Annotated in this window: 11 protein-coding genes; 6 read left to right on the top strand and 5 right to left on the bottom strand. The window is 66.1% G+C overall.

The window, feature by feature from the left end; all coding sequences use genetic code 11:
- The first annotated feature begins 12 nt into the window (after positions 1-12).
- The 4 genes from AC1DDA_RS13560 to AC1DDA_RS13545 all read left to right on the top strand — a co-directional run bounded on the left by AC1DDA_RS13560 (position 13) and on the right by AC1DDA_RS13545 (position 3,246).
- Complete coding sequence (locus AC1DDA_RS13560; RefSeq protein ID WP_476796112.1) at positions 13-888, top strand: S-methyl-5'-thioadenosine phosphorylase; 876 nt, start codon at positions 13-15, stop codon at positions 886-888.
- Between the two features lie 75 nt (positions 889-963).
- A complete protein-coding gene (locus AC1DDA_RS13555) occupies positions 964-1,491 on the top strand; it encodes an adenine phosphoribosyltransferase (RefSeq protein ID WP_441511974.1) in 528 nt (175 codons plus the stop codon).
- A gap of 4 nt (positions 1,492-1,495) precedes the next feature.
- Positions 1,496-2,605: an S-methyl-5-thioribose-1-phosphate isomerase gene (gene mtnA / locus AC1DDA_RS13550; RefSeq protein WP_476796111.1), complete on the top strand. Its 1,110-nt coding sequence runs from the start codon at positions 1,496-1,498 to the stop codon at positions 2,603-2,605.
- Complete coding sequence (locus AC1DDA_RS13545) at positions 2,602-3,246, top strand: class II aldolase/adducin family protein (RefSeq protein WP_476796110.1); 645 nt, start codon at positions 2,602-2,604, stop codon at positions 3,244-3,246. Before mtnA ends, AC1DDA_RS13545 begins: the two co-directional genes overlap by 4 nt.
- Positions 3,247-3,391: 145 nt before the next feature.
- Here AC1DDA_RS13545 and bglX read toward each other — a convergent pair whose 3' ends face one another.
- Positions 3,392-5,791 (bottom strand): beta-glucosidase BglX, encoded by a 2,400-nt coding sequence (bglX, locus tag AC1DDA_RS13540; RefSeq protein WP_476796109.1) that lies wholly within the window; start codon positions 5,789-5,791, stop codon positions 3,392-3,394.
- Between the two features lie 295 nt (positions 5,792-6,086).
- Here bglX and AC1DDA_RS13535 point away from each other — a divergent pair, with 295 nt between their 5' ends.
- On the top strand, positions 6,087-7,733 hold the full coding sequence (locus tag AC1DDA_RS13535) for a glucan biosynthesis protein G (RefSeq protein WP_476796108.1): 1,647 nt from the start codon (positions 6,087-6,089) through the stop codon (positions 7,731-7,733).
- 57 nt (positions 7,734-7,790) lie between these two features.
- Here the strand turns inward: AC1DDA_RS13535 and AC1DDA_RS13530 are convergent, their stop codons facing one another.
- Positions 7,791-8,804: a MaoC family dehydratase gene (locus AC1DDA_RS13530; RefSeq protein WP_441511979.1), complete on the bottom strand. Its 1,014-nt coding sequence runs from the start codon at positions 8,802-8,804 to the stop codon at positions 7,791-7,793.
- A gap of 12 nt (positions 8,805-8,816) precedes the next feature.
- Complete coding sequence (gene ychF, locus AC1DDA_RS13525; protein ID WP_476796107.1) at positions 8,817-9,914, bottom strand: redox-regulated ATPase YchF; 1,098 nt, start codon at positions 9,912-9,914, stop codon at positions 8,817-8,819.
- Between the two features lie 206 nt (positions 9,915-10,120).
- Between ychF and AC1DDA_RS13520 the strand changes: the two genes are divergently transcribed.
- Complete coding sequence (locus tag AC1DDA_RS13520) at positions 10,121-10,726, top strand: single stranded DNA-binding domain-containing protein (protein WP_476796106.1); 606 nt, start codon at positions 10,121-10,123, stop codon at positions 10,724-10,726.
- A gap of 3 nt (positions 10,727-10,729) precedes the next feature.
- Here the strand turns inward: AC1DDA_RS13520 and pth are convergent, their stop codons facing one another.
- Together pth and AC1DDA_RS13510 are read right to left on the bottom strand one after the other, a co-directional pair.
- Positions 10,730-11,344, bottom strand: a complete 615-nt coding sequence (gene pth / locus AC1DDA_RS13515) for an aminoacyl-tRNA hydrolase (protein WP_441511982.1) — start codon at positions 11,342-11,344, stop codon at positions 10,730-10,732.
- A 153-nt stretch (positions 11,345-11,497) separates the two neighbouring features.
- Positions 11,498-12,118: a 50S ribosomal protein L25/general stress protein Ctc gene (locus AC1DDA_RS13510; protein ID WP_441511983.1), complete on the bottom strand. Its 621-nt coding sequence runs from the start codon at positions 12,116-12,118 to the stop codon at positions 11,498-11,500.
- Positions 12,119-12,157: the final 39 nt, after the last annotated feature.

Here is a 12,157-nt window from a genome sequence, read left to right as displayed (position 1 = left end):
AGGGAAACAGCCATGAGCGAAGCCGTTCTCGGAATCATCGGCGGATCGGGTATCTACGATCTGCCGGGCCTCAGCGACCTCCGCGAGGAGCGCATCGACAGCCCCTGGGGCGAACCTTCGGATGCGCTGCGGATCGGCCGAATCGGCTCGACCAAGATCGTCTTCCTGCCGCGGCATGGGCGCGGCCATGCCATTCCGCCTTCCGAGATCAACTATCGCGCCAATATCGACGTGCTCAAGCGCGCGGGCGTGACCGATCTCGTCTCTCTGTCGGCGTGCGGTTCCTACAAGGCCGAGCTCTATCCCGGACTGTTCGTCCTGGTCGACCAGTTCGTCGATCGCACCACGCGTCGCGAAAGCTCCTTCTTCGGCAAGGGGTGTGTCGCCCATGTTTCCCTCGCCTATCCGGTGGGGCCCGGCCTGCAAAACCGGCTGGCCGAAGCGGCCCGGGCGGAGCAGTTGCCTTTCGTGCGCGGCGGAACGCTGGTGACGATGGAAGGGCCGCAATTCTCGACCTATGCGGAATCGATGACCTATCGCGGCCTCGGCTACGACCTCATCGGCATGACGGCGATGCCGGAGGCCAAGCTCGCGCGCGAGGCCGAGATCACCTACGCCACCGTCGCCATGGTGACGGATTACGATTGCTGGCATGAGCTGCACGGTGCCGTGGACGTTGCCTCGGTCGTGGCGGTGCTGCATGAGAACGCCGACAAGGCTCGTCGCCTCATTGCCCGGCTCGCCGCCGATTTCCCGGCCGGGCGGGAGCGTTGCCCGGCCGGCTCGCACAACGCCCTCGACAATGCGATCATCACTGCGCCCGCGTTCCGCGATCCTGCCCTGCTGGCGAAGCTCGACGCGGTCGCCGGGCGCGTGCTCAGGGGCTGAATGATGGCCGCGCCCTTGACGAAGCCGGCTCGACGTCCGACCAAGGCGTCCGTCACCCTATCCGAGACGACGCCCGTGAACCTTGCCGACAGCATTCGCGCGATTCCGGACTATCCTCGGCCCGGCATCGTCTTTCGCGACATCACGACGCTGCTCGGCGATGCGCGGGCCTTCCGCCGCGCCGTGGACGAGCTGGTGCAGCCCTTTGCGGGGCTGAAGATTGCCAAGATTGCCGGCATCGAAGCGCGCGGCTTCATCCTCGGCGGCGCCGTGGCACATCAGCTCTCGGCCGGCTTCATCCCCGTCCGGAAGAAGGGCAAGCTGCCGCTCGAGACGCTGCGAGCGACCTATGCGCTCGAATACGGCACCGACGAGATCGAGATCCATCGTGATGCCGTCCAACCGGGCGAGCGGGTCCTGTTGGTCGACGATCTCGTCGCGACCGGCGGCACGGCCGAAGCGGCCGTCAATCTGCTGAGTGGGGTGGGAGCTGAAGTGGTTGCCGCCTGCTTCATCGTCGACCTTCCCGATCTGGGCGGTGCGGACAAGATCCGCCGGCTCGGCGTGCCCGTACGGACGCTGGTATCCTTCACCGATCCTTGAGCCCATGAAGATCAACGGCCAGCACTATCGGACGATCTGGCTCGCGCAGGATGGCTGGCGCGTCGTGGTCATCGATCAGACGCGATTGCCTTTCCGCTTCGAGACGGTGTCACTCGGCTCGGCCGAGCAGGCGGCCGATGCGATCCGCTCGATGGTGGTGCGCGGCGCGCCGCTGATCGGCGCGACGGCAGCCTATGGCGTGGCGCTGGCGATGCGGGCGGATGCCTCGGATGCCGCCTTGAAGGCGGCGCTGACGCTGCTCGGCGAGACCCGGCCGACTGCGGTCAATCTGCGCTGGGCGCTGGAGCGCATGGGCCGCATCCTCTCGGGGTTGCCGTCGGAGAAGCGTGCGGAGGCTGCCTATGCCGAAGCAGCCGCGATCTGCGACGAGGATGTCGCGCTGTGCCGCGCGATCGGCGAGCATGGCCTGCCGCTCATCCGTGAGATCGCCGGGCGGAAGCCGGCGGGGCAGCCGGTCAATATCCTGACCCATTGCAATGCCGGCTGGATCGCTACCGTGGATTGGGGCACGGCGCTGGCGCCGATCTATCGAGCGCATGACGCGGGAATCCCTGTCCACGTCTGGGTCGACGAGACGCGCCCGCGCAATCAGGGCGCCGCTCTGACGGCCTATGAGCTCGGCGCCCATGGCGTGCCGCACACCGTTATCACCGACAATGCAGGCGGGCATCTGATGCAGCGCGGTGCGGTCGACATGGTGATCGTCGGCACCGACCGGACGACAGCCACAGGCGACGTCGCCAACAAAATCGGCACCTATCTCAAGGCGCTCGCCGCACATGACAACGACGTGCCGTTCTATGTCGCGCTGCCGTCGCCCACAATCGACTGGAGCATCGGTGACGGCCTTGCGGGAATTCCGATCGAGGAACGCGCCGCGCGCGAGGTGACCCATCTGTCGGGGCTTGCGGAGGATGGCGAGGTGCGGTCTTTCCGCGTCGTCGCGCCGGGCAGCGGTGCCGCAAACCCGGCTTTCGATGTGACGCCGGCGCGCCTCGTCACCGGACTCATCACCGAACGCGGGGTCTGCGCTGCAAGCGCCGAGGGGCTCGCGCATCTCTTCCCCGATCTGGCGAACAAGGCGACGGCATGAACGAAACGGAGCTGCGGCAGGAGATCGTCGCGGTCGCGCAGGCGATCGACCGGGCGGGCTTCTGCCCCTCGAAATCGGGCAATGTCTCGGCGCGCTTCGGGGTGGGGTTGCTGATCACCCCGTCCGGACTGCCCTACGCCCAGACAAAGCCGGATGACCTGATCCATCTGTCCCTCGACGGAACGGTGCTCAGCGGCGCGCGCAAGCCTTCCTCGGAGTGGCCCTTCCATGTCGCGATCTACAAGGCCCGCCCGGATGCGCAGGCGATCGTGCACACCCATTCCCCGCGCGCCACGGCACTCTCCAGCACCCGCCGCGGCATCCCGGCGTTCCACTACATGATCGCGCTCTGCGGCGGCGCCGATGTGCGCTGTGCCGACTACGCCACCTTCGGGACGCCGGAACTTGCGGCCAATGCCGTGAGGGGGCTGGAGGGGCGCAAGGCGGTGCTGCTCGCCAATCACGGCGTCATCGCGCTCGGCCAGACGCTGGCCGGTGCTCATACGATCGTCGCTGAGGTCGAAAATCTCGCCGGCCAGTATCTCGATATCCTGGCAGCCGGGCTCGAGCCGGTCATCCTCGACGCTGCCGAGATGGAACGCGTCGGCGCGAAGTTCGCGGGTTACGGCAAGGTCGGCTGAAGCCGTCGCCGCGCCGGCTTGCACCTGTGATCACCCTGCCGCGATGAACGCAGCAGGGTATTTTCCGTTCTGAACTTGCCGGGATGGCATCCGGACCGAGAGCATGTGCCGATCAGATCGGAGCGCAACCTGATCGGGGGCCGGCCTAGTCGAGCATGAAGGCCTGCTCGAGCACATCCCTGGAGTCGAGGCCGAGCTGCACCTCGAAGCGTCCGCTCTCGACGACTTCCTTGAGCTCGGCATTGATGAATTTGAGCTGCTCCTTGCCGATCTCGAAGCGCACCACGCGGCTCTCGCCGGGCTTGAGCGTCACCTTCTGGAAACCCTTCAGCTCCTTGATCGGGCGTGCGATCGAGGCGTAGGGGTCGGCAATGTAGAGCTGCACGACGTTGGCGCCCTCATAGGTGCCTTCATTGGTCAGCGTCGCCTCTGCAGTCAGGCGCTGGTCCCTCGTGATCCGCGCCGCCGAGAGCTTCAGATTGGATAGGGCGAAACGGCTGTAGCTCAGCCCGAAGCCGAAGGGATAGAGCGGCCCCTGCTCCTCCTCGAAATACTGCGAGGTGTAGTTGCCCGGCTTGCCCGGGGTGAAGGGGCGCCCGATCCGCAGAGGGTTGTAGTAGGTCGGGATCTGACCGGCGGAGCGGGGGAAGGAGATCGGCAGCTTGGCCGAGGGGTTGTGGTCGCCGAACAGCACGTCGGCGATGGCGTTGCCGCCCTCGGTTCCGGTGTACCAGGTCTCCAGCAGCGCGTCGGCATTGTCCTTTTCCCAGCCCAGCGCGAGCGGGCGGCCGTTCATCAGCACGACGATGAGCGGCTTGCCGGTCGCCTTGAGGGCCTTGAGCAGGGCGCGCTGCGAACCGGGCATCTCGATGCTGATGCGGCTCGATGACTCATGCGACATGCCGCGGACTTCGCCGACGACGGCGATCACCACGTCGGCCTGGTTGGCGACCGACACGGCCTCCTGGATCATCTCCTCGGGGCTGCGTGGATCCTGGACGACCTCAGGCTTGTCCCAGTTCAGATAGTTCAGGTATTCGACGACCTTCTGGTCGTCGAGGACGTTGGAGCCGCGAGCGGTCAGGAGGCGCGCCTTGCCCTCGATCGCCTTCTCAATGCCAGCCCGCACCGTCACGGCCTGCTCGGCTACGCCCTGGGCGGACCAGCTGCCGAGGATATCGAGCCCGGAATCGGCCAGAGGCCCGACAAGCGCGATGGTTCCGGTCTTCTTCAGCGGCAGCGTCTGGTTGCGGTTCTCCAGCAGCACGATGGTCTGGCGGGCAATCTCCCGCGCCGGCTGGCGGTGGAGGCGGCTGTCGGCCTTCTCGTTCACCGGGTCGTCGGCGGGCTTGCCCATGCGCAGGAACGGGTTGGCGAACAGGCCCAGATCGTATTTGGCGCCCAGCACCTCTCGGACGCAGGCGTCGAGTTCGGCCATCTTGACCTCGCCCGAGGCGATGAGGCCCGGCAGCTCGGCAAGATAGACCTGATCGGCCATGCTGAGATCGATGCCCGCCTTGATGGCGAGCTTGGCAGCTTCCCGCGCGTCGCGCGCGACGCCATGGCGCGTCAGCTCGGTGATTGCGCCGTGGTCGCTGACGGTCACGCCATCGAAACCCCACTGCTTGCGCAGCAGATCCTGCATCAGCCAGGTGTTGGAGGTTGCGGGTACGCCGTTGATCGAATTGAGCGCGACCATCACGCCGCCGGCCCCGGCCTCGATCGCGGCACGGTAGGGCGGCAGATAGACCTGATGCATGCGCAGCGGGCTCATATCGACCGTGTTGTAGTCGCGCCCGCCCTCGACGGCGCCGTAAAGCGCGAAGTGCTTGACCGCCGCCATGATGCTGTCCGGGCGGTCGGTCGCGTCGCCCTGGAAGCCGCGGACGCTGGCCCTTGCGCATTCGGAAACGAGATAGGGGTCTTCGCCGAAGCCCTCCGAGGTGCGGCCCCAGCGCGGATCGCGGCTGATGTCGACCATCGGCGCGAAAGTCATGTCCACGCCGTCGTTGCAGGCCTCGATGGCCGAGACGCGGGCCATCCGCTCGATCGTGGCCATGTCGAAGCTCGCCGCCAGCCCGAGCGGGATGGGGAAGGTGGTGCGGTGGCCGTGGACTACGTCATAGGCGAAGAAGAGCGGGATCTTCAGGCGGCTGCGCTTGACGGCCGCTTCCTGCAGCGGCCGATTGTCGCGCCGGATGACGGTGTTGAATGAGCCGGCGATGCGCCCGGCCGCGACCTCGTCCATCAGCTTGGCATGCGGCATCTCGGGGCCGATGCTGATCAGGCGGAGCTGGCCGATCTTTTCCTCGACCGTCATGCGCTTGATCAGGTCGTCGATGAACGCCTGCTTGCTGACGGGGCCGGTCAGGTTGAGGGCCTGTTTCGGCGCTGCTGCGGCCGATTGCGCCGTCATTCCCGCTGCCATCGCGACCGAAGCCATCGCGCCCAAGGCCTGGCGCCGGGACAGGCCCTTCTCCGTCTCATCAGTACAAGGCATCGCATCCAGCCCATCAGCGACCGGCGTACCGTTCGAATTGTTCATGCTGAGTTCGTTCATTCAGGTTGACGAAGGCCAAGGGCGGCGCGGAGCGGTTGCGGAAGAACGACGCTCTTCCTTGACCCTTGTGTCGATGATGGGCATTTGTGCTCGCGTGCGCCGCTCCCGACATGGGACGGGCGCACTCCGCCCCGCCAGCGTGCATCTTTAAGGAGCTGTTGTGAGCTTGTCGACCCGTTCTGGTGACGGGGCCCTTGATATGGCCCGGTTTTCTTCTTCGGCCCGACGCATGCTGGTGTTGGCTTTGAGGCAATGCGCAGCGACCTGCAGCAGGTCGGGTTTGGCCCGGTTGAGCCTGGCTGCCGGCTGCCTGGCGCTCGGAGCGCTCGTCGGGACCTCTGCCTTCGCGCAGAAGCGTCTGGCGGATTTCGGGCTCGAGGACGTGCTCGCGAAGGCGAAGGCGCTGGCGGACAAGCCTTACGTGACCCCGGTCAGCAACCTGCCCGACGTGTTCAGCAAGATGCAATTCGCCGACTATCAGAAGATGCAACCGCGGCGTGACCGCTTCGCCTGGACGGAATTGCGGACGCCCTTCAAGCTGGCCTTCTATCATCAGGGCATGCAGTTCAACACGCCGGTGAAGATCAACGAGATCGTCAACGGCGCCGTGCACGAGATACCCTATGACGCCGGGCGTTTCGACTTTGCCGACCTGCATTTCGACCCGGCCGAGACCAGCAAGCTCGGCTGGGCCGGTTTCCGGGTGGTCTATCCGATCAACCAGGCCGGCAAGCTCGACGAGATCATGAGCGTGCTGGGCGCGAGCTATTTCCGCGTCATCGGCAAGGGACAGATCTACGGCCTCTCGGGGCGCGGCCTGGCCATCGATACCGGGCTGCCGATCACCGAGGAGTTCCCCAAATTCCGCGAATTCTGGCTGCGCCGCCCGAAGCCCCAGGACAAGCAGCTGACCTTCTATGCGCTGATGGATTCGCCACGGGCGACCGGCGCTTATGAATTCACGCTGGTGCCGGGCGCCGACACAGTGCTGAACGTCAAGGCGCGCGTCTTCATGCGCGAGGGGGCGGCGCCGCGCACGCTCGGCATCGCGCCGCTGACCAGCATGTTCCTCTTCGGCCCCAACCAGCCTTCGCCGACCTATAACTTCCGGCCGGCCATCCATGATTCCAACGGGCTCGCCATTCAAGGCGGCGACGGCAAGTGGACCTGGAGCCCGCTCGGCAACCCGCCATCCGCGGTGGCCGTCACCAATTTCCCGGCCGAGAATCCGAAGGGCTTCGGGCTGCTCCAGCGTGGACGCTCCTTCACGCGCTACGAAGATCTGAAGGATCGGTACGATCTGCGCCCGAGCGCCTGGATCGAGCCGACCAACAATTGGGGCAAGGGCAGCGTGCGTCTCGTCGAAATCCCGACGGCGGACGAGACCAACGACAACATCGTCGCCTTCTGGGTGCCGGAGAGCATGCCGGCGCCGGGCCAGCCGCTGCAGTTCGACTATAGGATGCACTGGACGATGGACGAGCCGGCGATCTTGAAGGACGGTACGTCCTATGTCTGGCAGACCATACGCTCTACCGGGGAGTTCTATCAGTCCAACCTCATTCGCGCGGGCGACGGGACGCAGGCGTTCCTGATCGACTTCAAGGGGCCTTCGTTGCGCAAGCTTTCGCCGCAGGCGAAGATCACGGCCGAGGTCACGGCCAACGACAATGTCGAGATCGTCGGAACCGACCTTCAACCCAACCCGGCCATTCAGGGCTGGCGCCTGACCTATAGGGTAAAGGTCAAGAATCCGGCGGTGTCGTCCGATTTGCGCGCAGTGCTGAAGCAAGGTGACCGCGCGCTGACCGAGACTTGGGATCTGAGAATTCCCCCTTTGCCGGCTGCAAAGGCAAGGGAATCCTATCTCAATCCCTTCAAGGCGATCGAAGGTCAGAGGTCCGAGCTGGTCGAGCCGAAGCCCTGACGCTGGCCCGGCTTCGCCGAGACTGCCGTCTACAGGGACGGCAGTCGGGATTTGGGATCAGGCGGGTTTCCGCTCGACGAAGACGCAGCCGTCGAAGCGGAAGACCTCTTCGCCGCGCTGGTTGATGCCGGTGTTGCGGTGGAAGAACAGGCCCCATTGCGGGCGCGAGGCGCTCTCGCGCTTATCCACCACCTCCGAGAAATAGGTGATGCGATCGCCGGCGAGGACCGGCTTCGACCAGCGCAGATTCCTGAAGCCGGGCGAGGGGCCGAGGCGGGCAGGGCGCCCGGTCGTCGCGGCGAGCTGGCGCCTGCGGTGCGAAACCATGGTCGCCATCCAGACCGCCGCGGTATGCCAACCTGAAGCGGCGAGCCGGCCGAACAGGCTGACGCGCGCCGCCGCCTCGTCCATGTGGAAGGGCTGCGGGTCGAAGCTACGGGCGAAGGCGATGATTTCATCCGCGGTGAAGACGAAGCTGCCGAGCTCGTGGCGGCTGCCGATGGCGAGCTCCTCGAAGAAGCGGGTGGGCTCGGGACCTTCTGAAGGCGCCTCAAGCGGGCTCTCCAAGGCCGGGCGTTCGTAGCGCGGCGAATGCGCGAGCCAATCGCCCTGCGGCTGAGGGGAGACGCCGGAATCCTTCCGGCCGAACATGATCCAGTTGATTTGCTCAAGCAGCGGTTCACCGCGCTGGTTGAGCAATTCGAGCCGGAAGCGCACGAGGCCCATTTCGGGCCGCGAGCGGGAGGTCTTGGTCTCGATCACGGTGCGGCGGGCGGTGACGCTGTCGCCGGGAAGGAGCGGGCGCAGCCACTTCACCTCCTCGATGCCCGGCGCGCCCATGCCGGTCGAGTCGAGCAGGAAGCTCTCCGCCATCAGCCGCATCAGCAGCGAGCAGCTATGCCAGCCGGAGCCGATCAGGCGGCCGACGAAGCTCGCCTTCGCGGCTTCCGGATCGACATGGAAGTCCTGCGCGTCATAGCGCGAGGCGAAGGCGACGATATCGTCCTCAGAGACGGCGATGCTGTGCGAGAGGACGCTCTCGCCTGGGACGAAATCCTCGAACTGCAGCATCGGCGGGCTTTCTCAGGTCGCGAAACGGAAGTGCAGCACGTCTCCGTCGGCGACGACGTACTCCTTGCCTTCGAGGCGGAACTTGCCGGCTTCGCGCGCGCCCGACTCGCCCTTGTTGGCGACGTAGTCGTCATAGGCGATCGTCTCGGCGCGGATGTAGCCCTTCTCGAAATCGGTATGGATCACGCCGGCGGCCTGCGGCCCCTTGGTGCCCTTCTCGATCGTCCAGGCGCGGGCTTCCTTCGGGCCGACGGTGAAATAGGTCACGAGGTTGAGCAGGCTGTAGCCGGCGCGGATGACACGGTTGAGCCCCGGCTCCTCCAGTCCCACGGCTTCCAGATATTCGGTCTGCTCCTCGGGCGGCAGAACCGCGATCTCGCTCTCGATCTTGGCCGAGACGACGACGGCGACGGCGCCTTCCTCGGCGGCGCGCTTCTTCACCTGCTCGGAGAAGGCGTTGCCTTTGTCGGCGCTGGCTTCCTCGACATTGCAGACATAGAGCACGGGCTTGGACGAGAGCAGGCCGAGCAGCTCGAAAGGCCGGCGCTCCTCGGCTGCGACCTGGACGAGGCGGGCCGGCTTGCCGTCGCGTAGCAGCACGAGGCAGCGGTTCATCAGATCGGCCAGTTCTTTGGCGTCCTTGTCGCCGGTTTTGGCCTTCTTCTCCAGTGGCTGGACGCGCTTCTCGAGGCTTTCGAGATCGGCGAGCATCAGCTCGGTCTCGATGATCTCGATGTCGTCGATGGGCGCGACCTTGCCTTCAACATGGGTGATGTCGCCGTCTTCGAAGCAGCGCACGACATGGGCGATGGCGTCGCATTCGCGGATATTGGCGAGAAACTGGTTGCCCAGCCCTTCGCCCTTCGAGGCGCCGCGCACGAGGCCGGCGATGTCGACGAAGGTCAGTCGCGTCGGGATGATCTCCTTCGAGCCGGCGATGGCGGCGAGTTGCTCAAGCCGCTCGTCGGGCACCGCGACATCGCCGACATTCGGCTCGATGGTGCAGAACGGGTAGTTGGCGGCCTGCGCCGCGGCAGTCTGCGTCAGCGCGTTGAAGAGGGTCGACTTGCCGACATTCGGCAGGCCGACGATTCCGCATTTGAAGCCCATGGTCGCCTGTTCCGTTGCCCGCGGACGGAGCCGCCGCCGGGCGTGAAGCTTTGAAAGTTGCGGCCTTATTGGGGGGCTTGCGCGATAAAGACAAGTGCCGCGCGCCTTCTGGCCGATGCGCCGCTCACGCGAACGTGCATGGCGAGGGGTCGGATGCTGATGCTGGATCGCCTGCCGCGTTCGCCTGCGCGGTTCGGAGCATCGCCATGAATCGTTTTGGTTTCGCACTCACCCTGTCGATCTTCGCTCTGGCCGGAGGCCTGGCCGTCGCGCAGGCGCCGGGGACGCGATTGCGTGGCACGGTGGAGCGCGTAGAAGGCTCGACGCTGGACCTCAAGGCGGCTGACGGGCGGGAGGTGAAAGTCGCGCTTGCGCCGGGTTTCTCCACCGGCGGGGTTGTACCGGCCAAGGCGTCCGACATCGCGAAGGGGAGTTTCATCGGGGTCGGCGCGAAGCCCCAGCCGGACGGCACGCTGTTGGCGGTGCAGGTCATGATCTTCCCGGAGACGCAGCGCGGGACCGGGGAGGGGCACCGCCCCTGGGCGGTGCTGCCTGACGCGACCATGACGAACGCGACCGTGGCCGAGACGGTTGCATGGGTCGACGGCGCCAATCTCGTCCTGAGCTATCCCGGCGGCGAGCAGAAGGTTGCGATCACGCCTGAGGCGACCATCCTGATGGCGGCACCGGCCGAGGCGAGCGAGCTCACGCCCGGCGCCCAGGTCGCGATGACGGCGAGCCGGCAGGCCGATGGCAGCTACAGCACGAGCCGCGTGACGGTCGCGAAATCGGGCGCGAAACTGCCGCTCTGACGTTCAGCCTTCGCTCTTCTCGCCCAGTCGCTTCACGGCGCCATGGCCGCGTGCGTCCATGAAGAGATGCACCTTGTTCTGGAAGCCCGTGTCGTCATGGGCTGCGAGAAGGGGCGCGTGATCGGCGCAGGCCGTGCAGAGGTCCTCGACCCAGGGCTGCTCGGCCTTGCCGAAATCATTCAGCACATAGCCATGGACCAGCTCTTTCAGGCCGGGATGGCCGATGCCCATGCGGACGCGGCGGTAGTCATTGCCGATCGCGGCCGTGGTCGAGCGCAGGCCATTGTGGCCGGCATTGCCGCCGCCGAGCTTCACGCGCAGCTTCGCGGGAGCCAGGTCGAGCTCGTCATGGAAGACGACGACGTCCGCAGGCGCGATCTTGAAGAAGCGCGCGGCCTCACCGATCGAGCGGCCCGATTCGTTCATGTAGGTCTGCGGCTTGAGCAGGATCACCTTCTCGCCGCCGATCGTGGCTTCGCAGGATTCCGCCTGGAAACGCACGCGCCAGGGCGAGGCGCGATGGAGGCGGGCGATCTCCTCGACGGCCATGAAGCCGATATTGTGCCGGTTGCGGGCATAGCGCGCGCCGGGATTGCCGAGGCCGGCAAAGATCAGCATGGCGGAACTCCGGCAGGCTCATGGATCAGCATCGGATTCATCCGAAGAAGTGGATTCCACTTTTCGGTCCGATGCCAAAGCAAGACGGCCGGGAAAACCCGGCCGTCTCGGTAGATTGAATGAGGCGGAAGCGGCGCCAGACGGCGCCGTTTCTCACGCCTTGGCTTCGGCCGGAGCCTCGGCGGCTGCGTCGGCAGCGGGCTCTGCCTCGACGGTCGGCGCGGAGATCGCAATGATCGTGGCGTCCGAACCGATGGAAAGCTTGGCACCGGCCGGGAGCTTGATGGCATCGGCGTGGACGGAGTCGCCGACGTTCAGGCCGGCCACCGACACGTCGATGGACTCCGGAATGCTGTCGGGCTCGACGGTGACCTCAAGTGCGTGCTCGATGATCTGGACCAGGCCGCCGGCCTTGACGCCGGGGCTGGCTTCCTGACCGGTGACGTGAACCGGGACCTGGACCGTGACGGTCTGGCCCTTGGCGACGCGCAGGAAGTCGACGTGGATCGGGAAGTCCTTGACCGGGTCGAGCTGGTAGTCGCGCGGAATGACGCGCTGCTTCTTGCCCGCGACGCTGATCTCGAAGATCGTGGTCAGGAAGTGGCCGCCGAAAATCAGCTGGCGGGTCTTGTTGGCGTCGAGCGCGATGGCTTCGGGAGCGGCGCCCCCACCATAGATCACGGCAGGCGTCTGGCCCTGGCGGCGAACAGCACGGGCGGCCCCCTTGCCGACCTGCGCGCGCGCCGAAGCCTCGATTTGCTTCACGGCGGTCATGTTGGATGTCCTTGACTTGTAAATGACAAGGCCGCCTCG

Source organism: Allobosea sp. 10N428, assembly GCF_056394545.1.
The sequence above is the reverse complement of the archived record's forward strand: the minus strand, read 5'-3'. Positions and strand labels throughout refer to the sequence as shown.

Excerpts from the sequence above, each read along its gene's own strand:
- AC1DDA_RS13560 (WP_476796112.1), top strand. The coding sequence starts at position 13 with ATGAGCGAAGCCGTTCTCGGAATCATCGGCGGATCGGGTATCTACGAT.
- mtnA (WP_476796111.1), top strand. The coding sequence starts at position 1,496 with ATGAAGATCAACGGCCAGCACTATCGGACGATCTGGCTCGCGCAGGAT.
- AC1DDA_RS13545 (WP_476796110.1), top strand. The coding sequence starts at position 2,602 with ATGAACGAAACGGAGCTGCGGCAGGAGATCGTCGCGGTCGCGCAGGCG.
- bglX (WP_476796109.1), bottom strand. The coding sequence starts at position 5,791 with ATGAACAATTCGAACGGTACGCCGGTCGCTGATGGGCTGGATGCGATG.
- AC1DDA_RS13530 (WP_441511979.1), bottom strand. The coding sequence starts at position 8,804 with ATGCTGCAGTTCGAGGATTTCGTCCCAGGCGAGAGCGTCCTCTCGCAC.
- ychF (WP_476796107.1), bottom strand. The coding sequence starts at position 9,914 with ATGGGCTTCAAATGCGGAATCGTCGGCCTGCCGAATGTCGGCAAGTCG.
- AC1DDA_RS13520 (WP_476796106.1), top strand. The coding sequence starts at position 10,121 with ATGAATCGTTTTGGTTTCGCACTCACCCTGTCGATCTTCGCTCTGGCC.
- pth (WP_441511982.1), bottom strand. The coding sequence starts at position 11,344 with ATGCTGATCTTTGCCGGCCTCGGCAATCCCGGCGCGCGCTATGCCCGC.
- AC1DDA_RS13510 (WP_441511983.1), bottom strand. The coding sequence starts at position 12,118 with ATGACCGCCGTGAAGCAAATCGAGGCTTCGGCGCGCGCGCAGGTCGGC.